A 21,542-nucleotide genomic window follows, 5' to 3' on the forward strand; every position below is an offset into this window, starting at 1 on the left:
TAGAATATTACCTTCAGATAATCCCTATTCCAGCAATTCCAACAGGTCGTCCTTCGTTAGGTTCGAGATGCCGGCGGCACTGCCGGTGCCGGCGTTGTCTACGAAACGGTGGGCAAGGTCGCTCTTGGACTGCTGCATCTTCAAGATGCGCTCCTCGATGGTGTCCTTGGCGACGATCTGGTAGACGTTGACATCCTGGGTCTGGCCGATGCGGTGGGCACGGTCGGTGGCCTGCTCCTGCGCGGCGGCGTTCCACCACGGGTCGGCGTGCACCACCACGCACGCGCCGGTGAGGTTCAGGCCCGTGTTGCCGGCCTTCAGAGAAATCAGGAACACCGGGGTATCGTCGGCGTTGAACTGGTCGACCAGCTCGAGGCGCTTGCGCTTGGGGGTGGCACCAGTGATGACGTTGTAGGCCACGTGATTCTTGCGCAAGCGCTCGGCAATGAGGTCGAGGAAGCTGGTGAACTGCGAGAAAATCAGCATCTTACGGCCGGCGTCCTGGCAGCTGGAGACGAGCTCTTCGATGGCGTCGAGCTTCGCCGAGGTGACCTTGCGCGGCTTGGTTGACGTTCCGGCTTTCGAGGCATCCGAAGCGTTACGACCTGTTGAACCTTCATCCCCCACAATCGCATTCGCCGAAGCATCGGCGGTCTCGCTGAGCTCGTCGATATACTCGTCAATCGGCTCGTCGTCGGCGCGCTCGGTCTCGCGGCTGGGCATGCCCCAGACGTGTGCGTCCTTCTTGACGACGTTGCTGCCGACATTGCTGAACAAGAGTCGCGGGTCGCAGCAAGCCTGGCGCAGACGGGTGAGCTGGGCCAGAATCTGAATCTTGCCGGTCTTGTATTCGATGTCGCGCTGCTTGTTCAAGGTAGCGCGCAGCTGCTGTTCGAGCGCGGCGTACAGCCTGCGCTGCTCCCCCTCAAGCTGCACGGTGATGACGTTCTCGATCTTGTCGGGCAAATCCTTCAGGACCTGCGACTTCAGGCGCCGCAGGATGAACGGACCGACGAACGCCTGCAGCTTGGCCTGCGCGTTTTCGTCGCCGGAGAGAATCGGCATTTCGAAACGTTCGCGGAAGTGCTTGTAGGCCCCGAGCATGCCCGGCATGAGGAAGTCGAAGATGCTCCACAACTCGGAAAGCCGGTTTTCGATCGGCGTACCGGTCAGAGCGAAACGGTGACGCGCATTGACAGAGCGCACGGCGCGGGCGGACTTAGTGGCGTGGTTCTTGATATACTGCGCCTCGTCAAGCGTCATACAATAACATTCGAGGCCGTCGTAATCGTCGATATCGCGGCGCAACAGGTCGTACGAAGTAATCAGCACATCCGGCGCAACCCATTGGGAAGCGGCAATGTCATCATCGTCAACCAACGCTTGCGGGCTGTCGGCACTCTGCCAGCCATCATCACCCGAAGCGGATACAGCGGATACAACAGGACCACCGACGCGAGCCGCGGAAACCGAGGAGCTATCGGCCGACCGTTCCCCTACAATCTGCTGGTTAGAAGTCAGCGACTCCGTGCCGTCGGATTCAGCGAGCATCTGATTGTGGTTCAGAAGGTCAACATCATCCATCGCCATATCGAAACTTGCCTGCTGCGCTCCAGAAACATTCTGATGAACAGTTAGAAGCTCGGTATTACCGCTATTTGAATCGGAATAATCGGCTTTATCATGCCATCCCTCAGTCGCCGACCCAAAACTTCCAGCTCCAGACGCTTTCCGACCCTCATACCAAGCTTTGGTGTTTTTGAGCGTCGCGCGACGGGCGGCTTTGGAACCGGCCAGCACCTGCACGTTAAGTGACGGCGCGAATTTGGCGCATTCGGCGGCCCAGTTGTAGACCAGCGACGCCGGGCAGACGATGAGGTTCGGCCCGACCCGCCGCTGCTCGTCGCGCCGCGCAAGCAGATACGAAAGCATCTGTACGGTTTTGCCCAAACCCATCTCGTCGGCCAGAATACCGCCAAAACCCTTGTCGGCCACGGCATTGAGCCAGCGGAACCCCTCAACCTGATAGGGCCGCAGGACGTGCGCCAGCGACTTCGGCACCTTGTAGGTCTTCGGGTCGATGACGCGCAAATCGTTCAAGTAGCTGCGGAATTCGTCGCTCTTATCCTCGTCATCGGCCTCGTTATCAAGGTAATAGGCCTCGTAGGCAGGTACGGAGACGGTTCCGGAATCAAGGTCGACCGGCTTCAGCCCCAAGTCGCCGCTGACCTCGTCCAACTTGCTAGTGTCGACGTCGGCCATGTTGACGAACGCACCGTTGCGCAGGCGGTGGAACTTGCGGCGCTTGCGATAGCTGTTGAGCAATGCCGGCACTTCGGACGGGTCGATTTCGTCGGCGATCGGCGAGATCTCGACCAAGCCGGATTTGATGGACAAACCGATTTTGAAGACCGGATGCGGCGAAGAGGTGAGCCCGTCGAAACTCGGCGTGGAGAACACCTCGCCCAACCCGCGCAAAACCGGCAAGCCTTCGTTCAAAAGCTTGTAGATGGCTTTGTCGTTGTCCTCGTCGATACGTGCGATCGGGCCGTCGGGCATCGGGAAATACTGACGCACGGCCTCCACTGCCAGGCGTTCGGTTTCGCGGTCCCGCGCGACCGGTTCATTTGGACCGATACCGGAGAAAACATGGAAACGATCGTCGCCGTATCTGGCCTGCACGTCGCAGGTGATGCCCTTGCGGTCGCGGTCGAGATACGTTTCGATGTGGCAGGGCACGTGGCGCATGCGGATCAGTTCGGGCGGCAGTTTGACGGCGATGCCGTGATGCGTGGTGCCGCGCGAGGTTGCCGGCGTCAGGTCATCGCTCACTGCGGATTCCGTAGCGGAAGCTTGCCCTGTTCCGTTTTGCGTTAGGCCGTCTGAAGCCATTTGGCCGGTATCGTTTTGCGATGAATGATCCGAGTCGGTCTCGCCGGATACGGAATTCCCGGCGGAGTCGACAGTATTGCCATCATTATTAGCGCTGCCGGCATCCCCTGAACGACTGCCATCACTGCTGTCCTTACCAGCGCCATCACCGTCATCTGCTGGAATCGGGTCGAGCGCGGGCAGCACCGTGCGCGAAAACTCTTCGATATCGTCGCTGCTCAAATACAAATCCCCGCGCTCGTCGCCCACGCAAAGCACCCCGAGCAGGTTGCGGTTCGTGGTCATCGCGCTGGAACAGCGATGAATTTCGGGAGTATCCAAAGCGAAGGCATGGCTGGCATCCGGCGAACCGACGACCACGAACGACGAACCCCGGCCGATGATGAATTTTTGTATATTGAGGGAATGACGGATGACATAACCGTATTTTTGAGACGATTTATCATCTTTCCGTCCCGAAGATTGCCAAGCCTGCGAATTCCCACCATTCCCAGCGTCGTCATCCTCATCATCGACGCGAACGACCTCAAGGCCCAAATCAGGATCGCCGTCAACCACGCGAACGGGCACGGCCGAACCGAAATTGCCATGAACCGGCACATAGTCCAGCGTCGCGTCGGCATCGACGAACAGATCGAGCAATTCCGCGGTCTCGTCGTCGGAGAGGCGCATTTCCTGGGCTTCCGCCTTGCTCTGGTAGAACTCGTAATCGCCGGAAACGCTTTTGCGAATCTCGATGGCACGGCCGAGAATGGCCAGAATCGAGCGGGAACGTTCGTCGAACGAATCGCGGGAATGCACGAACGCGAGTTTTTTGCCGTAGGTCACGAATTCGCGGCGTTGCACGGCCTCGACCAATGCGCGCACATCCTTGACCACGTAGGAAATGCCCTTGGACGGCACCGCGATATGCAGACGCAGGTACCAGTCGCGCGCCGAATTCTCCAGCATCGGACGCAGCACGACCGAACCGATGGGCATGTGTCGGCTCAAGGCCACCCCGCTGCCAATATCGCCGGAAGCGCGGCTGCTGACCTCCTTCAAGAGGTCGAGCTGGCGGTTCTTGGCCTGTTCGGCGAGCGCCGAATCCTCCTGCTCCATAAACGAACGCAGCACCCGCGAGGTACGGCGAACGACCTTCTGCCGGCGAGCGCCGAGCCCCGCGCTTCCGTGGGAACCCGAGGCGGCCACGCCGTTGCCGAGTTCCTTGAACTTCTGCGGCGTGTCATTATACTGCATGATCAGCGCGATGACATGCTTGCAAATCGTGCCGAAGCGGCCGAATGCCGGGCAACTACAGTCCGAATCGAGGATTTCGCCGTGATTTTCGTCGATGCGAGCGCTCACGGCGTAATCGTCCGCGAATTCGTCGGCCGGTTCGACCGACGCGGCCAGCAGTGTACCGTCTTCGCCGGGGGTACAGGTGAGGTTGTGCATGCGACCGCTGGAAATGACTTCGTAGGCACGATAGAAGCTTTTGCCGCCGCGCTGCCGCAAAACCTTTTCGGGCACTGCCGGTTCGTTGGCGCCAAAGGTCACGCCGCCGTCAGGGTCGACGATGCCGCCGAACGTATCGTCGTCGGAACCGGCACCAAGCCCGAATCCCCCAGAGCTCCCGGTCCTCGACCCATACACCGACGCATGCCAATCCAAATCGAGTCCCTCTTCCGTCGTATCGCTGTTCCGCCGCATATTGCCGCTGATTGCCGTCTGCCTGCCGCCGGTCTCGATATCGTCAATATCATCGTCCGATATCAAAGACCGCAAACTTCTATCTTACCCCTTTTCACAATCCGGCGAAATGCTGTTTCTTTGATCGTTTAAAAGGGTCGTGGGAAACGGATACAGACCAAGGGACGTGGAAATCCAATCGGGTATAAAGAGTACAAAACCAACTCAAAAAACGATATGCCTCCAAACGCAGGAATCCCGACGCAGGAAGGCGTTACGAAACGCCGCGAAACGCAACCTTTCAGCCTTAGTTGAACGCTCCATGCCGTTTTACCCAGGTTTGTGAGACACTGTCAACAACGGACGAATAATCAAATATACGGAAAATGAACATGGAGGGGACATGGCAATGACGAATGATCACGCAAACAGGGAAAACGAGACTTTGAACGGCAGCGAAAACAACGACGACACCGCCACGCAAAACAGCGACACGAACGCAAACGCATCGGGACCCGAAACGCAGACCGCCTACTTCGCTGGTGGCTGCTTCTGGGGCGTCGAACGCTATTTCCAAGGTGTCGACGGAGTGACCGCCACGCAGGTCGGCTATGCGCAGTCCCGCAAGGAGAACCCGAGCTACGAGGAGGTCTGCAGCGGGGCGACGGATGCGGCGGAGACCGTGCGCGTCGACTATGATACGAAGCGCGTGACCCTGCGGACGCTGACGCTGCTGTTCCTGGACGTCATCGACCCGTTCTCGGTGGACCGGCAAGGCAACGACACCGGACGGCAATACCGCACCGCGATGTTCTATCTCGACGAGGTGCAGAAAGCCATATACGACAAGGCTTTGCAGCAGCTTGTCACGCGCGAGGGCCGTGAGGCGGCGGTGATTGTCGAGCCGCTGCGCAACTTCTACCCCGCCGAAGGCTATCATCAGGATTATCTCGACAAGAACCCGGGCGGATACTGCCATATTCCGGTGGCCAAGCTCATGAACGTCGGCAAGCGACAGCGCTATATCGAGAGCATCTGGCGGCTCGACCCGGAGCAGTACGCGGTGACGCAGGAGGCGGCCACCGAGCGCCCGTTCGCCAACAAGTACGACCAGAACTTCGAACCGGGCATCTATGTGGACGTGGTGAGCGGCGAACCGCTGTTTCTCTCCACCGACAAGTTCGACGCGGGCTGCGGCTGGCCGGCGTTCTCCAAGCCGATCGACAACTCGGCTCTGACCGAGCACCGTGACACCAGGATTCCCGGACGGCCGCGCATCGAAATCCGCACCGCCGACTCGCAAATCCACCTGGGTCACGTCTTCGATGACGGACCGCGCGATCGCGGCGGGCTGCGCTACTGCATGAACTCCGCCTCACTGCGTTTCGTGCCGCGCGAGAAGATGGAAGCGCAGGGCTACGGCAAATATCTGAAGTTGCTTGACGAGGCTCAATAAGCCGGGCAGACAAGAGGTAAGTAAACCCGAATCGGTCGGCATCATCCTAATTGCAGCCGAAGCTTTTAATACGTGAAGGGCGGTATGGATGACTGTTCTATCCATACCGCCCTTCAACGTTGAACCCGTATTATTCCAACGATTTCAGACACGTTATAACGCGGCCGGCCAAAGCATATCCTTTAGCCTTGCATATGCTTGGCCAGGTAACGGCCAGTGACACTTGCGGAATTACTCGCGATTTCGTCCGGGGTGCCGGCGGCGACGATGGTGCCGCCTTCCTCGCCACCACCCGGACCCATGTCGATGACGTAGTCGGCGTTGGCGATCATGTCGAGATCATGCTCGATGAAAACCACTGTGGCGCCGCCGGCGATCAGCCGCTGGAGCACGTCAATCAAGGTGCGCACGTCAAGTGGGTGGAGGCCGGTGGTCGGCTCGTCGAGGACGAACAGCGACGTGTTCTGTTTCTTGCCCAGTTCGTTGGAAAGCTTGAGGCGCTGCGCCTCGCCGCCGGAAAGGTTTGGCGTATCCTCCCCGAGTGTGAGGTAGCCGAGACCAAGGTCGTGCAACGTCTCAAGTGCCCTATGAATGCGCTTGAGCAAGGTCGGAGTGATCATATCGCCGGGTTCAAGCGGATCTAATGGTCCATTGGATTTTGCAGAATCCGCCAGGACACTGAACCGATGCTGGCGCATGGAACCTGCCGGAACATCGGACTGTTGACGATTGGCGGAACCGTGTGAATCGGAAACGGAGGCCGGACCGAGACCATCGTTCAGATCATCCAGCGCGAAGACATCGAGAGCGTCATCCACTTCCAGATCAAGCACCTCGGGCAACGTCAACCCTTGCGGGTGGGTCGGTGTCGCCAACCGTATATCGTTGACTTCCGCTCGATATCGCTGACCAACGCAAGTCGGACAAGTGATGGTGACATCAGGCAAGAACTGGATATCGAGGCTGATCTGACCGGTGCCATCGCATTGCGGGCAACGCAACGTTCCGGTGTTGTAGGAGAACGCCGAGACCTTAAGCTTACGCTTTTTGGCCGAGGCCGTCGAGGCGAAGGCCTTGCGCAGCATATCCATGATGCCGCTGTAGGTGGCAACCGTCGATCGCACGTTGATGCCGATGGGTGTGGAATCGACCAGACGCACGCGGGTGATGCCGGCGGCATCGAGAGCGCGGACGTGAACCGGCAGCGGCGTATGGTCCTCCTGCGCCTGCAACGCCGGAATCAACGACTCCAACACCATCGTGGTCTTACCAGAACCCGATACGCCGGTGACAGCCGTCATCCGCCCACGCGGAATCGCAACATGAAGCGAATGCACGGTATGGATGGCGCCGGTGGCCATCGTGATCCACGGAGAGTCCGCCACCGCTACGCGTGCCGAACCATCAACTTTATCGCCGATCGTTGGTGCAGCTACAGCTTTGGCCGAAGTCGCTTCTGCGTTGACCTGCTTTGATTGATAGCCGCCCTGTCCACGATGATTGACCACTTCATCATCAGGATTCGTCACTGCCATAAATGTGTGTAAATCCCGCGAAATCGGCGGCAACGTAAGGCGTTCGCGGATGACCACAGGCTGGGAACCATCGAGGAAACCCGCAATGCGTGATTTCGGATTACGCAATATCTCGCCCGGTGCACCTTGCGCGAGGATACGCCCTCCCCGACTGCCGGCACCCGGGCCCATTTCGATAAAATAATCGGCGGCGGCAAGCACATGAACATCATGATCGACGAACACCACGGAATTGCCGGAAGCCAAGAGATCCCGCATCACTCCGATCAGCCCTTCGATATTGGCCGGATGCAGACCGGTAGAAGGCTCGTCGAGCACGTAGAGTACGCCAGTGGTCTCGTTGCGTACCGCACGCGAAAGCTGGGCACGCTGCCGTTCGCCGGTGGAGAGCGTAGCGCTGGCACGGTCGAGCGTCAGATAGCCCAGACCAAGCTGAATGAGCCTACGGCCCATATCCTCCAACGTATCGACCAAACTGTCAGCCATTTGCCGCATATCGCCCGGCAACGAATCCGGCACACTCTTGGCCCATTCAAGCACTTTGCGCAGAGGCCAGGAAGTGACCTCGTCCAGATGGTATTCCCCGATTTTCGGAGCCCTTGCGGCAGCGTTCAGCCTTGAGCCGCCGCAATCCGGGCAGACGCGCTCGACCAGGAACTTCGAGACTTTGGCCATACGCTTCTCGTCGCTGGCTCGATCGAGTTCCTTGGTCACGGTAAGTCTCGCGTTGCGGAACGTGAAATCAAGATGATGCACACCCTTGATCGAGGTGATGGTAATGGGCTTCTTCTCTTCCGGCCCGTTAAAAACGATGTCACGCTCTTTGTCGCTAAGTTCCTTGAAGGGGACATCCGTGCGCACGCCGAATTCACGGACGATATCCGGCTGGACGTTGAAGCCGAAGGTGCGCCACGGCACGACGGCACCTTCGTCGATGGTGAGGCTTTCGTCGGGAACAAGCGCGGCGTCGTTGACCTCGTGAATGGTCCCGGTCCCCTGACATTTCGGGCACGCACCGGTGGAGTTGAACGCGAGCTCTTCGGCGCTGGGAGGCTCGACAAGAGCTCCGCAGACCGCACAATGGATGGGAATTTCTGCTGCTACATCGAGCGTCGGCTTCTGGTAGTGACCGTTGGGGCAACGGTGCGAGGCAAGGCGCGAGAACATCAGCCTCAGCACGTTCAGCGTCTCGGTGGAGGTGCCGAACGTCGAACGCATACCGCCGACGCCTGGCCTCTGGCGCAAAGCCAAAGCCGGCGGAATGAACCGCACCGAATCGACCTGCGGCTTCTCGGCCTGTGTCATACGTCGGCGGGTGTAGGTCGAAAGCGCGTCAAGATAGCGCCGCGAGCCTTCCGCGTAAAGCACGCCCAATGCAAGCGACGATTTGCCGGAACCAGAGACCCCGGCGATGCCGACAAGTTCATTCAACGGAATCGAAACGTCGATATCACGCAGGTTGTGGACGCGGGCACCGCGCACTTCGATGGCCTCCGGCACAGAAGAACCTTCGGAATCGGTTCCGTCATGCCCACTTATGTTGTCACCGTTCATCGCGTTCTTCATACATATTCCATTCCCGCTGTCGTTCACTCTGCCAACTCTATTCGCCGTACCTACTTTGTTCCATATCGGAGCATAATCGGCCACCACTTCTTACGATTCTCAACAAACAAAAAGTGCAATTTGCACGAAAAAAAGTTACACTTTTCCGACGCTACCGTGCGAGAAGTGCACTTTATACGACAGAACTTGCATTTTCCCAACGCCACCGTGAGAAAAATGCATTTTACTTGATGTCACATGCACTTTTCCGACGCTACCGTGCGAGAAGTGCACTTTAGAAACTACTGATTGCACTTTTCCGACGGCAGCGTAGAAAAAGTGCAGTCGAGAAACCACTGATTGCACTTTTCTAACACCAGCGTCGCAGAAGTGCACTTTATATGATGCCACATGCACTTTTCCGACGGCAGCGTAGAAAAAGTGCAGTCGAGAAACCACTGATTGCACTTTTCCGACACCAGCGTCGCAGAAGTGCACTTTATATGATGCCACACGCACCTTTCCGACGGCAGCGTAGAAAAAGTGCAGTCGAGAAACCACTGATTGCACTTTTCCGACACCAGCGTCGCAGAAGTGCACTTTATATGATGCCACACGCACCTTTCCGACGGCAGCGTAGAAAAAGTGCACTTTATATGATGCCACACGCACCTTTCCGACGGCAGCGTAGAAAAAGTGCAGTCGAGAAACCACTGATTGCACTTTTCCGACACCAGCGTCGCAGAAGTGCACTTTATATGATGCCACACGCACCTTTCCGACGGCAACGTACAAAAAGTGCAGTCGAGAGCCGCACATTTCTACCGGCAACGCAAAAGGTGCCATGGAAATCCATGACACCTTTAAACACAGTCAAATCACAACCAGCCGGCAACAAGCGCCAAGCCGCCGCTTACCGCGTTTCAGCGAGAACGACGGAAAGGGGTCGAGTTGCGCTTACCGTGCGAACGATGGAAACCGTCGGCCTTGCGCGAGCGCTGGCCATGGCCACCGGAGCGACCTTCATCACGACCGCGACCATCGTGACGGCGGTCCTCATAACCCCCGTCACGACGCCCACCGGACTTGCCGTAGCCACCGTCGTGACGATTCGACTTGCGTGAGCCGTAGGAATCCCCACCGCGTCCGCCGGAACGGTTGCCCTCATAACGGCCCTTGCCGCCACGCTTGCCGCGATCGTCAAAATCAGAATGGCGCGAGCGCTTGCCGCTGTTCTTGCGGTAGCCGTCATCGTAGAAATCACGCGAACGTCGGTCATCGCGACGTCCACGCGAGGAACGGCCGTCAATGGGGCCTTGGCCGTCATCATAACGGGGGTTGCGGTTCTTGTGGCCGTCATGACGATTGCCGTTCGATCGTGAATCGTTGAAATCACGGGAATCGAAGCCACCGTTACGACCACCACGACCGTTGAATCCCTCGTCACCGTCTTCACGATCGTGCCGGCCCGACGAACGCCGGGAACCTTCATGACGGTTGTTGCGGTCACGCCGTCCGCCACGATCCTTGCGACCATATCCACCATGACCGCCACGGCCCTCATTGCGTCCGCCACGACCGGTGCGTCCGGCCCTGCGGTTGACCACCGGCACCGTCAGCGTCCAGCCTTCGACCAGCGGGGCGTGCTCCCCCACCAGTTCCTCAAGTTCGGGGGCTCCGGGAACAATCTGCTGGCTCTTGGCCTTGATGCCGGCGCGACGCAGCATCTGACGCGCGTCACGACGCTGATTGGGCAGCACCAGCGTGACCACATCGCCAGATTCGCCGGCACGAGCGGTACGGCCGGAACGGTGCAGGAACGACTTCGGGTCCTCCGGCGGCTCGGTCTGCACGACCATCTCCACATCGCTGACGTCGATGCCACGCGCGGCCACATCGGTGGCCACCAGCACGTTGACGTCACCGGAAGTGAACGCGGCCAGGTGGCGGTCGCGTTGGTTCTGCGAAAGGTTGCCTTGCAGATCGACGGCCGGGATACCTTCATGCACCAGCTTGTCGGCCATCTTCTTTGCCTGGTACTTGGTGCGGGTGAAGAGGATGCGCTTGCCCTTGCCGCTGGCGAGCTCGCGGATGACCTCGTATTTGTTGCCCTGCGAGACCTCGAAGACGTGGTGGGTCATCGTGTCGACCTGCGCGTCGGCGGGCGCGATCTCGTGGATCTTCGGGTCGTGCAGGAATTGACGCACGACCTTATCGACGCCGTGGTCGAGCGTGGCGGAGAAGAGCATACGCTGGCCGTTCGGGTCGACTTGTTCGAGCAGACGCTGCACGGACGGAAGGAAGCCCATATCGGCCATTTCATCGGCCTCGTCCAGCACGGCCACTTCCACATCCTCGATGGACAGCGCGCCCTGGCGCAGCAGATCCTCCAAGCGTCCGGGGCAGGCGACGATGATTTCGGCGCCGGCCTTCAGCTCGTTGATCTGACGGCTGTATTTGACGCCACCGTAGATGGTGGCGGTCTGCATGTCGTAGGCGGCGGCGAGCGGAGCCACGACCTCGTTGATCTGATTGACCAGCTCACGGGTGGGCGCGAGAATCATGCCATGCGGATGCGGCAGCATCGCACGCTTTCGGGCATTGCGATCGCCGCGGTCCATACGCTCGAAGTCGCGCATCACCGCCTCGCCCTCATCCTGTTCGCCCAGCCTGGCGACCAGCGGGATGGCGAAGGCAAGCGTCTTGCCGCTTCCGGTCTCGCCCCGGCCGAGCACATCGCGCCCGGCCAGCGAATCGCCGAGCGTATCGGCCTGAATGGGGAACGCGACGGTCTTGCCGTCACGAGCCAATACGCTCACCAGCGGCCCCGGCACACCGAGCTCGGCGAAGGTGCGCTCGGGCCGGTCGCCGGACTTGGCGTATGCAGCCGCGCTTTCGGCCGCTTCTTCACCCTTCTTGGATTTGAAATTATGGGAATCAGGATTATTCATTTCGTATTCTGCATGCCGCTCGCCGCTAAAATCGGCAGAGTTGTCTGGATTATTTTCGTAAGTACGACGCCTCGGCACAATAGCCTTTCAAAAGATTGAAGCCGACCTGTCGTTTATAGTTGCGGACCCCGGCTTCGTAATGGACAATTCAGTATATCAGACACGCCCCACAACGATGAGATAAGCGATTGCCGCACTCGTCGCAATAGCACCGCACGAAATCACAAAGCTATGTCGAATACTATCGTTGAATATCAAAGAAACTTCGCCGACAATTCGCAGAGGACGACATCATGCAACAACCCATCACCACCTCACCCGCCTTTCTCGCCAAGCCGAGCGCACCTGCCACGCCGGAGGATCTGAAGTGCGCGGCTGACCTGAAAGATACGCTTGAGGCGAATGCCGAGCGTTGCGTCGGCATGGCCGCAAATATGATCGGCGTACACAAACGAATCATCGTGTTTTCCGATGATCTGACCGGACGCATCATGACGATGTTCAATCCCGAAATCATCGAAAAGGCCGAACCATACGAAACCGAGGAAGGATGCCTTTGTCTGGAATCCAGAAGAAAGACGACACGGTTCACATCCATTCGGGTGCGTTATCAGGACAGGCGGTTCAAAGAGCGCACCGCCAATTTCAACGGATGGACGGCGCAAATCATCCAGCATGAGATCGACCACTGCAATGGCATAGTCATTTGAGCCTATCTCAGCCGTGCAAACCTCTGCCGGAAGTTACCGGCCAACACTCTAAAACCAACCGTCGCGTTCACTCCGATTCCACGACGGCAGCGCTGGGCGGGGTCTGCTTCTTGTGGCGCGGACTCGGCTGCTTGGCTGCGGGGACATCCGTATAAGGGTGGCCCATGCTGGCCGTGGATGTATAGAAGCTTTTCGTCGTACCGTTCGCATTGACATTGGGCAACGGCGAGCTGGGAGCGTTTGGGGCACCGTCGGGATGCCCGGTCTCCCCTCGACGGTAACGTTCCATCATCCGCTTCTGCAGATCGGCGGCGCTCGGCGGCGTCCATGTCAGGGCGTTGGCACCGGCTGCGATGGTTTCTCGGATCGATTCGGCCGACCCGCCGGAGCTGGCCACCACTGGAATCTCCGGGTAGCGCTCCTTGATGCGCGCCACCACCTCGGCGGTGTTCCTGCCGGCGGCGACGTTGATGATCTTCGCGCCGGCCTCGATCTTGCGCTGCACCGTATCGTCCCATTTCACGACCGTCGCCATCACCGGGACATGAACGGTCATCGACACCTCGCGCACGATCTCCACCTCGCTGGGCGCGTTGAGCACGACACCGGCGACTCCTTGCATTTCAGCAAACACCGCTAATTCGAGCACGCGTGTGCCGGTGGTGGTGCCTCCCCCGACGCCCACGAACACCGGGGCCTGAGCCACGGAAAGCACCGCCTGGTTGATGACCGGCTGGCCGGTGAACGGGTAGACCGCCAGAATGGCGTCGGCGTTCGTATTGTGAATCACTGCGGCGTCGGTCGTGTAGGCGAAGGAACGCAAGCGACGGCCCTGCAGCAACATTCCCGAGGACTGTTCAATCTCCACGGGTACACGGGCATCGGTCGAGCTCAGCGGGTTCTCAACAGGCAAAGCCTCTGGCAGATTCGCCGGAAGATTCGACATTCTCCGTTCCATAGCGCCGCTCCCTTCATAAGTCTCAGTATCATTCACCTCAGCCGGTCACAGCCGTCTTTCCTCAAACATTCTAATCGTATGACATCACAACATTTAGACCGGACCAAGCACATTACCAGACCCAACATATCAGCGCTGCCATTTGTTCCCGCTTACACGTCATTTCTTGACAAAACGCACAAAAGGGACATTAAACCGAGGGTAAAGATTCCTTGAAACGTCTACTCGATATGCCAAAATTGGCTTGAATCCGCGGGTTGGTCAAACCCGGCGGAATGGTTGAAACGCAATGAGACAAAGCACACATTAACAACAAAGGAACGAATACTTGGCTGAGTTTATTTTCCAGATGATCAATGCTCGCAAGGCCTATGGCGACCGTGTGATCCTTGACGACGTGACCCTGAGCTTTTTGCCGGGCGCGAAAATCGGCGTCGTCGGCCCCAACGGCATGGGCAAATCCACCCTCTTGAAGATCATGGCAGGTCAAGAGACCGTCTCGAACGGTGAAGCGAAGCTGACCCCCGGTTATTCCGTTGGCATTCTGCAACAGGAACCGCCGCTGGACGACACCAAGACCGTCGGCGAGAACATCAAGGCCGCTTTCGGCGAAATCACCGACAAGGTCGACCGCTTCAACCAAATCGGCGAGGAAATGGCCAACCCGGACGCCGACTACGACGCGCTGATGACCGAGATGGGCAAGCTGCAGGAAGAGATCGACGCGGCCGACGGCTGGGATATCGACTCCCAGCTCGAGCAGGCGATGGACGCTCTGCAGTGCCCCGACCCAGAGACCCCCGTGAAGGTCTGCTCGGGCGGCGAGCGCCGTCGCGTGGCCCTGTGCAAGCTGCTGCTTGAGGCCCCCGACCTGCTGCTCTTGGACGAGCCGACCAACCACCTCGACGCCGAGTCGATCCTGTGGCTGGAGCAGTTCCTGCACACCTACAAGGGCGCCGTCATCGCCGTGACCCACGACCGCTACTTCATGGACAATGTGGCCGAGTGGATCTGCGAGGTCGACCGCGGCCACCTCTACCCCTATAAGGGCAACTACTCCACCTATCTGGAGACCAAAGAAAAGCGTATGGAGATCCAGGGTGCCAAGGACGCCAAGCTCGCGCGTCGCTTGAAAAACGAGCTGGACTGGGTCAAGAGCTCCCCCAAGGCCCGTCAGGCCAAGAACAAGGCCAGGCTCGCACGCTACGACGAGATGGAGAACGAGGCGCGCAACGCCAAGAAGCTCGACTTCTCCGAGATCGTCATCCCCGCCGGCCCGCGTCTGGGCTCGCAGGTGCTGGAGGCCGAGCATATTCACAAGGCCTTCGGCGATCGCGTGCTGATCGATGACCTTTCCTTCACCCTGCCGCGCAACGGCATCGTGGGCATCATCGGCCCCAACGGCGTCGGCAAGTCCACGCTGTTCAAGACCATCGTCGGCAAGGAGCCGCTCACCAGCGGCAAGCTGACGATCGGCGACACCGTCAAAATCTCATATGTCGACCAGAACCGTGAGGGCCTCGACCCCAACAAGAACCTCTGGGAGGCCGTCTCGGACGGCAACGACTTCATCGAGGTCGCCGGCGTCGAGGTGCCGACCCGCGCCTACGTCGCCAGTTTCGGCTTCAAGGGCAGCGACCAGCAGAAGCTCACCGGCATGCTTTCCGGCGGCGAACGCAACCGCCTGAACCTTGCACTCACCCTGAAGCAGGGCGGCAATCTGCTGCTGCTCGATGAGCCGACCAACGACCTTGATGTCGAAACGTTGGAATCGCTGGAAAACGCGCTGATCGAGTTCCCGGGCTGCGCCGTGGTCATCTCCCACGATCGCTGGTTCCTCGACCGCATCGCCACGCATATCCTCGCGTGGGAGGGCGATGACGACAATCCGGCCAAGTGGCATTGGTTCGAAGGCAACTTCCAGGCGTATCAGGACGACAAGGTCAAGCGCCTTGGCGAAGAGGCCTCCCGCCCCCACCGCATCCATCGTAAGCTGACGCGTTAAGCAGACAGTCCGGTGGACTGCCTGTAGCGTCAGTGAGCGCGACGCATCGAGCGCGAAGGCGAAACAGCAGGTTTTCACCGTTAAGCAGACAGTCCAGCGGACTGCCTGTAGCGTCAGTGAGCGCGACGCATCGAACGCGAAGGCGAAACCGCTAACCCAGTAGAATCACGTTTCCACCTGCAGAATCGTCATATTCCAACCGTTTCTCAGCTCTCACGAGTACACGGAACGGTTGGGATTCTTTATTGGGGATACGACCCAGCCACCACTACCAGCCGATAGTCGCTGCTGCAATAAAGTGGTCGTTACTGGTACAGAGTGGTCATTTGAACCACATAGAATGACCACTCTGTACCAGTAACGACTCATTAGCGCCATTATCTACGCCAGATGGGCATCATTGGCGGGACGAAACCATCCGTCGCATCATCGGCACACCGGCATTAACAAGCCTGCGGACAGGTACGCCTTGTTCGTGCAGCTGTTTCGACGACAACCGCACCACCACCGATACCCCCGCCCGAATCAACGCCGATTCCCTGGCACGCTCATCGTTAACAACCTGCCAACTACCATACCCATGGTTCATCTCCGGATTGACGTATTTTTCCAATCCGTCGTATTCCAAAACGACGATCCGTCCATTCCCGCATTCCCACGAGAAATCGGTACGATAGCGTGCCCCGGTTTTAGGATCGATGAACTCACGCTGCAACCGTGGGACGGCAAAACCGGAATCAATAAGCAACGCGCGGCACCGCGACTCTCCGCCGTTCTCGCTGAGCCCGTCAGCATAACGCAATGGTCTAAGCACCCTCGTGTAATCGCACCGCAACCCCGAGCAGATTCCAGTCACCTCTTTATCTACCAGCAGACCACGCCTCAGAGCGCTGTCGAACAACGGAAGCACCTGTTCGAACGGGTAAAGCAACGCACAATCCACCAAAGTCCTCGCCACGCTCGTTACCTTCACCCCATCAATGACTTTCATCGAAGTATGCGGCGCATAGATATGACGCAAATGCGAATCGGAAGATTTGGGCGTCGATTCCTTTCCCGCGATGAAGACCAGCCCGTCTTTGTGCAAGACGTATCCATGCTCAAAACCAAACATCGAAGCCGCACTGATTCCCGCGAACCTCCACCACGGATGCATAAGCGCCAGCGTACGAACCAGATGACGGGAACGCTCGATGGGGTCAAGCGAATCCGCATATTCCTTGCGCGCGTAAACGTTCCTGTATGGGCTCACCAGTTGTCCGGCATGAAGTTTCCTCGACAACGCCCGATACTGGCCCGGGCTGGAACCGTAACAATATCGTCGCCGCGTCTCGCCTTGCACCAATAATCGGCTGATTTCTTCCACATATCTTCCCATATCAAAACACTATCGTCATTAAGGTTTTCATCTCGGGAAAAACGAGTACTGTGGTCGAACGCTCTGTTGCCCGGCGTGTCGGTGGATAACTATCGACTATCCACATCAATGCACACGATTATTCCTGCACGATACCTACTTCATTCGCAAATTTCACTGGTATTTTCTAGTCGTTACTGGTACAAAGTGGTCAAATTCATGGGCTGAAATGACCACTTTGTACCAGTAACGACCACTTAACCGCATCTGACGAATTGTTCGGACACGTGGACCGTTATCAGATAATGGCGTAATCCGGCCGGAAAGTTCGGCGGCGCGGATAAACTCGACCAAGAAACTGTAAACAGGAAATGAGGAGCGACATGGCGGAAGTCAAGGCGGGCGACCCGGCACAGCAAGCGGTTGAGGCGCTTGAACTCGAAGCCGGACAGGAGCGGGACGGACGCACCGTCTTCCATGACGCCACGAACCTCTACTACCCCACCGAACGCATCTACGGCGGCCAGATGACCGCGCAGGCCATCATCGCCGCAGCCGATACCGCCGATGACGACAAACTCGTCAACTCCATCCACGCCACCTTCATCAAGGTCGGCAAGCTCGACGAAGAGACCCGCTATGAGGTCGAATCGCTTCGTGACGGCCGTTCCTTCTCCACACGCCGCGTGGATGCCAAACAGGGTGAACAGCTGCTGTTCACCGCCACGGTAAGTCTGCAGAAAGCCGGCCAGTCCGGCGTCGAATTCAATGACAGCATGCCCCAAAACCTTCCTTCCCCGGAAACGTTGACCAGCGCCAAAGAGCTGATGGAACCCTACACCGACAAGTCCGAGTTCGCCAAATACTATGCCTCTCAATCGCCGTTCGATATCCGCCACATCGGTTCGACGGTGATGCTCGAGCCAGATACGCAGAGCGCCGACAAGGACTCCGGCAAACAGATGGTCTGGATGCGCATGGCCAGCCCGATCACGGCCTCGCGCAATGTTCATCGCGCACTGCTGGCACTGGAATGCGACCAGGTGATGATGGAGCCGGACTTGCGCCGCGCAGGTCTGAGCATTTCCACGCCGGGCATTTTCTACGCTTCGATCGACCACTCGATGTGGTTCTACGACAACATCGACATGAACGAATGGCACCTTTACATCCAGGATGCCCCGGTCGCCGGTCACGGCCGCGCACTGGGCATCGCCAAGGTCTATTCGGCCGACGGCAGGATGCTCGCCGCGATGACGCAGGAAGCCACCATCCGTGTGCCGGAACAGAAAGACGACAACAAGAAGTAAAACCAGCCGTATTGCAAGCTGCGTTCCGATTGCCGACTCGCAACAATTCCAATCGACAGCTGAAACGCAGTTTTATTGTGCATGTGTAGGAACTTTCAAAGCTCCTACACATTCAAACTCCACCTGAATTTCAGAATGACGCAAACATCTCAAGCCTTCTTCTGCTTCGGCACACGGACGAAAAGCACCACGACCGCCACACACGCCGCCATACATGCCATGAAGAAGAAAGCAGGCACGAAGGAACCGCCCATCCGCTTCACCAGATAGCCGATGGCCACAGGAGCTACGAATCCCCCGAGCGTTCCTCCCGTGTTGATTACCCCAATGGCCGATCCAATGACACGGGCATCCATGATCTTATGTGGCCAAGTGAAAATACTGGTAAATACCAACGTACCGAACAGGCTGATGAGAATAAGCAAAACAATGGAGAGCACAAGAATTTTGGAAAGCACAAATCCAGCGATCAAAGCGGCCATAATCAGCGCCGCTCCAATAGTCGCCGGACGTTCCCGATGCAGGAAGAACCTGGAAAGCAGCTTCCCCGAAAAAATCGTGGCTATGGTGCTGAATATAGAATTGAACGCCAATATGTAACCGGCCTGCCCCACAGTCAGATGGAAGGTTTTGGTGATGTACGACGGCAGCCAGGACATGTTGCCGTAGACAACGATATTGATCAGGAACATCGCGATGAACAGCACGATCACATTCCGGTTCGTGATCACCGTGCTGAATTTCGGCCTATCGTCCCTCTGAGACTCTACCTGGACTTGAGTCTCAACCGTACCCTCAACCTCGGCCTCATGGTCAATCTCGACCTGGACCTTGGTATCGGCCGGTACCGGCTCAACGTCTTTTTTGCCGTCCGAAACGAAAATCCAGATCATCAGAAACGCGACAAGATAAAAGCTTCCCAGAACGGCATAGGCAATCCGCCAGTTGTAATCGATCAGCTGGGCTCCCAGCGTAAAGGCGAGGATGCCGCCGATGCCGCTGGTTGCAAGCATAAGGGACTGGATGAACGTGCGTTTTTCCTGCGGAAAGTTCTCGGCTATCGCTTTCGAGCAGCTCGGAGGGTAGCCGCCATGCCCGAACCCGGCACCGCAACGGATGACGATAAAGAGCGCAAGTCCACTGACGATTCCGAAGAGATAGGAGAAGACCGCAATCACTATCATGGAGCCCATCAGCACTCTTTTGGCACCGAACCTGTCAGCCAGCCAGCCGCACGGAATCTGCATGAGCGAATAGGCAAGGAAGAACATGGACATGATCAGGCCGGTCTGCGCGGTATCCAGATGGAATTGCGCCGATATTGGAATGATAGCCGCCGAAATCAGTTTCTTGTCCATGTAGACCACGGAATAGCCCGTCATCAAGGCCGCGATGAGCATGACTCCGCCCGTCTTTGAGCCTGTTTTCAGCTTTTGAGCGGGAGTCTGCTCAATTCCCTTACTTCCTGCCATATTCCCCACCTTTGGGCGTAGTCCTCACAACTCTGATATGAGACATAGTACTGCCCAAAAAGAGAAATAACCGGAAATGTTCGAATTATCGAATAATAATTATTGCTGGGAAATATCCTTTTTGCTCATGGATCCGCCGGCGGCGAGCTTGCGCTGGCGCTCGCGGCGTTTGGCGGCCTTGATCTTCGGGTTCTCCGCGCCTTCGCTCGGCGGCAGCTGGCAGAGCCATTCGCCGACGATGCCCACCACCATATCGGCGATGCAGATGAAACAAGTCACCACGCACTGGATGATCACGTTCTGGAAATACGGGATGCCCCAATGGCCGAAGACAAGCATCGCCTGAGCCAGATACCAGCCGGCAAGCCCAGCACCGGCGATGCCCAACGCCTTGCACAGCACCAGCGTGTAGACGGCTTTGGTGGGATCGATCCAGCTTTTGCGCTTGGCGGGATCGGTGATGGCGTATTGGTGAACCTGCAAGGCCAACAGCAGCACCACCGCACCGAGCAGCACCAGGATGAAAGCGACGAACCATGGAGCACCAATCAGCGAAAGCCCGCTCATTTCATCGGATTTGACCAATATCGCGCCGAACAACAGGCCGATCAACGCCGCTATTACGTAATACCACCAGGGGGTTCGTCGTGCACTCATCGCGTCTCTCCCAGGATCCAGCGGTCGTCGACTTTACCGACGCGTGCGGCATCGGGTGCCATGGCAAGCAGGAAGGAAACCGGGTCGCCGTCAAGATGGGCATCGGGATCCATATCAAGCCAAGGCGCCAGGATCTCGGCCTCTTGTTTAGCCGCAGCCAACGGCAGCTCGACGGCAGGGGCGGCATCCGCCGGCATCTCTTCGGCAGCGCCGCCGGCAATAACGCCGTCACCGACCGCACAGGACTTGCCATCCGCGCCGTCGGCGGCACCCAACGCGCCTGTGACCTCACCTTCGACGTCGACCAGGCGCAACGTGACGGCCCCTTCATGTGATGCCGACAGGGAATCGAGCAACGATACGATGGCATGCGGTTTCAGTTTGGTGGTCAGCCGGATAACGGCGGCACTGGCGTCGCCACTGTCGATGCCCATGACGTGATAGAGCGGCGAGATTCCTTCGACCTGGTTGCCCGGCACGGCATCCAACGAGACGATGACCGAACGGAACCGCTTGGCGGCGTCGCCGGTTTTGCTGCGCATGGCGATGATGGCGCGCCTCGGTACAGCATAGACGTCATCGGCTTGGTCGTGCTGCAGGGCCTGTGCCTGTTGCGCTTTGTCCCGACGCTGCTGCTCGTTTATCGTAGCCCCGGCCAATGAAGCCTTGGTGGGGGCGGCGCTTGCGGCCGAACCGGACGTTTGCGCACCCTGCCTGTCGGTGTTGCCTCCTCTATCGATCGTCACCGGCACATCGGTGAACGCAAGACCCGTTGCCGACTCGTAATCCGCAGCGTTGCCATCACCGTTGCGGGCAGCAAATGAATCATCGAATTTCAGTACGACCTGCGCATGCACCTTGCCGGCGGCAACGGCCTGAAGCACCCGCTGCCACACCTCGGCACCGGCGGCGACATCCTCGCTTGTCGTCTCATCGAACGAAAGCGAAAGCCGCGCGCCTACGCCGAGGGGCGTGCCATCAGCTGTCACGCCCCTCGACTCTTGCGAATCATCAATCAACGGA

General features: G+C 58.3%; 13 protein-coding genes. 4 read left to right on the forward strand and 9 right to left on the reverse strand.

Translation table 11 applies throughout. The annotated features are described in order from the left end of the window. Positions 1 to 24: 24 nt before the first annotated feature. Positions 25 to 4,650 carry an SNF2-related protein gene (locus OZX64_RS06500; RefSeq protein ID WP_277172177.1) on the reverse strand — a complete coding sequence of 1,542 codons (4,626 nt, stop codon included), beginning with the start codon at positions 4,648 to 4,650 and terminating at the stop codon, positions 25 to 27. A 316-nt stretch (positions 4,651 to 4,966) separates the two neighbouring features. Here OZX64_RS06500 and msrA point away from each other — a divergent pair, with 316 nt between their 5' ends. Continuing rightward, complete coding sequence (msrA, locus tag OZX64_RS06505) at positions 4,967 to 6,019, forward strand: peptide-methionine (S)-S-oxide reductase MsrA (RefSeq protein ID WP_277172178.1); 1,053 nt, start codon at positions 4,967 to 4,969, stop codon at positions 6,017 to 6,019. A gap of 182 nt (positions 6,020 to 6,201) precedes the next feature. On the opposite strand, the gene OZX64_RS06510 is transcribed toward msrA, so the two are convergent. From OZX64_RS06510 to OZX64_RS06520, 3 genes are all read right to left on the reverse strand, one after another. Beyond that, a complete protein-coding gene (locus OZX64_RS06510; protein ID WP_277175011.1) occupies positions 6,202 to 9,108 on the reverse strand; it encodes an excinuclease ABC subunit UvrA in 2,907 nt (968 codons plus the stop codon). A 147-nt stretch (positions 9,109 to 9,255) separates the two neighbouring features. After that, positions 9,256 to 9,945, reverse strand: coding sequence for a hypothetical protein (locus OZX64_RS06515; protein ID WP_277172179.1), 690 nt, complete (start codon positions 9,943 to 9,945; stop codon positions 9,256 to 9,258). Positions 9,946 to 10,022: 77 nt separating this feature from the next. Next, positions 10,023 to 12,050 carry a DEAD/DEAH box helicase gene (locus OZX64_RS06520; protein ID WP_277172181.1) on the reverse strand — a complete coding sequence of 676 codons (2,028 nt, stop codon included), beginning with the start codon at positions 12,048 to 12,050 and terminating at the stop codon, positions 10,023 to 10,025. Positions 12,051 to 12,343: 293 nt separating this feature from the next. On the opposite strand from OZX64_RS06520, the gene OZX64_RS06525 reads away from it, so the two are divergent. Next, positions 12,344 to 12,760 (forward strand): peptide deformylase, encoded by a 417-nt coding sequence (locus tag OZX64_RS06525; protein WP_277172184.1) that lies wholly within the window; start codon positions 12,344 to 12,346, stop codon positions 12,758 to 12,760. 67 nt (positions 12,761 to 12,827) lie between these two features. On the opposite strand, the gene OZX64_RS06530 is transcribed toward OZX64_RS06525, so the two are convergent. After that, positions 12,828 to 13,718 carry a dioxygenase gene (locus tag OZX64_RS06530; RefSeq protein ID WP_277172186.1) on the reverse strand — a complete coding sequence of 297 codons (891 nt, stop codon included), beginning with the start codon at positions 13,716 to 13,718 and terminating at the stop codon, positions 12,828 to 12,830. Positions 13,719 to 14,046: 328 nt separating this feature from the next. Here OZX64_RS06530 and ettA point away from each other — a divergent pair, with 328 nt between their 5' ends. Beyond that, positions 14,047 to 15,723, forward strand: a complete 1,677-nt coding sequence (ettA, locus tag OZX64_RS06535; RefSeq protein ID WP_277172188.1) for an energy-dependent translational throttle protein EttA — start codon at positions 14,047 to 14,049, stop codon at positions 15,721 to 15,723. A gap of 397 nt (positions 15,724 to 16,120) precedes the next feature. Here ettA and OZX64_RS06540 read toward each other — a convergent pair whose 3' ends face one another. Beyond that, positions 16,121 to 17,101: a hypothetical protein gene (locus OZX64_RS06540; protein WP_277172190.1), complete on the reverse strand. Its 981-nt coding sequence runs from the start codon at positions 17,099 to 17,101 to the stop codon at positions 16,121 to 16,123. 362 nt (positions 17,102 to 17,463) lie between these two features. On the opposite strand from OZX64_RS06540, the gene OZX64_RS06545 reads away from it, so the two are divergent. Next, a complete protein-coding gene (locus tag OZX64_RS06545; protein ID WP_277172193.1) occupies positions 17,464 to 18,390 on the forward strand; it encodes an acyl-CoA thioesterase domain-containing protein in 927 nt (308 codons plus the stop codon). 149 nt (positions 18,391 to 18,539) lie between these two features. On the opposite strand, the gene OZX64_RS06550 is transcribed toward OZX64_RS06545, so the two are convergent. From OZX64_RS06550 to OZX64_RS06560, 3 genes are all read right to left on the reverse strand, one after another. Further along, entirely contained in the window at positions 18,540 to 19,862 is a 1,323-nt protein-coding gene (locus tag OZX64_RS06550) for an MFS transporter (RefSeq protein ID WP_277172195.1), read from the reverse strand. A gap of 99 nt (positions 19,863 to 19,961) precedes the next feature. After that, positions 19,962 to 20,519 (reverse strand): DUF3180 domain-containing protein, encoded by a 558-nt coding sequence (locus OZX64_RS06555; RefSeq protein ID WP_277172197.1) that lies wholly within the window; start codon positions 20,517 to 20,519, stop codon positions 19,962 to 19,964. Further along, entirely contained in the window at positions 20,516 to 21,508 is a 993-nt protein-coding gene (locus tag OZX64_RS06560; protein ID WP_277172199.1) for a hypothetical protein, read from the reverse strand. Before OZX64_RS06560 ends, OZX64_RS06555 begins: the two co-directional genes overlap by 4 nt. Positions 21,509 to 21,542: the final 34 nt, after the last annotated feature.

This window comes from Bifidobacterium sp. ESL0704 (assembly GCF_029392075.1).
Taxonomy (GTDB): Bacteria; Actinomycetota; Actinomycetes; order Actinomycetales; family Bifidobacteriaceae; genus Bifidobacterium.

What these genes read in the sequence shown, in the direction of transcription:
- OZX64_RS06515 (WP_277172179.1), bottom strand. Translation starts at nt 9,945, where the DNA reads ATGGCACCTTTTGCGTTGCCGGTAGAAATGTGCGGCTCTCGACTGCAC.
- OZX64_RS06520 (WP_277172181.1), bottom strand. Translation starts at nt 12,050, where the DNA reads ATGAATAATCCTGATTCCCATAATTTCAAATCCAAGAAGGGTGAAGAA.
- OZX64_RS06530 (WP_277172186.1), bottom strand. Translation starts at nt 13,718, where the DNA reads ATGGAACGGAGAATGTCGAATCTTCCGGCGAATCTGCCAGAGGCTTTG.
- msrA (WP_277172178.1), top strand. Translation starts at nt 4,967, where the DNA reads ATGGCAATGACGAATGATCACGCAAACAGGGAAAACGAGACTTTGAAC.
- OZX64_RS06545 (WP_277172193.1), top strand. Translation starts at nt 17,464, where the DNA reads ATGGCGGAAGTCAAGGCGGGCGACCCGGCACAGCAAGCGGTTGAGGCG.
- OZX64_RS06525 (WP_277172184.1), top strand. Translation starts at nt 12,344, where the DNA reads ATGCAACAACCCATCACCACCTCACCCGCCTTTCTCGCCAAGCCGAGC.
- OZX64_RS06540 (WP_277172190.1), bottom strand. Translation starts at nt 17,101, where the DNA reads ATGGGAAGATATGTGGAAGAAATCAGCCGATTATTGGTGCAAGGCGAG.
- OZX64_RS06555 (WP_277172197.1), bottom strand. Translation starts at nt 20,519, where the DNA reads ATGAGTGCACGACGAACCCCCTGGTGGTATTACGTAATAGCGGCGTTG.
- OZX64_RS06550 (WP_277172195.1), bottom strand. Translation starts at nt 19,862, where the DNA reads ATGGCAGGAAGTAAGGGAATTGAGCAGACTCCCGCTCAAAAGCTGAAA.
- OZX64_RS06510 (WP_277175011.1), bottom strand. Translation starts at nt 9,108, where the DNA reads ATGAACGGTGACAACATAAGTGGGCATGACGGAACCGATTCCGAAGGT.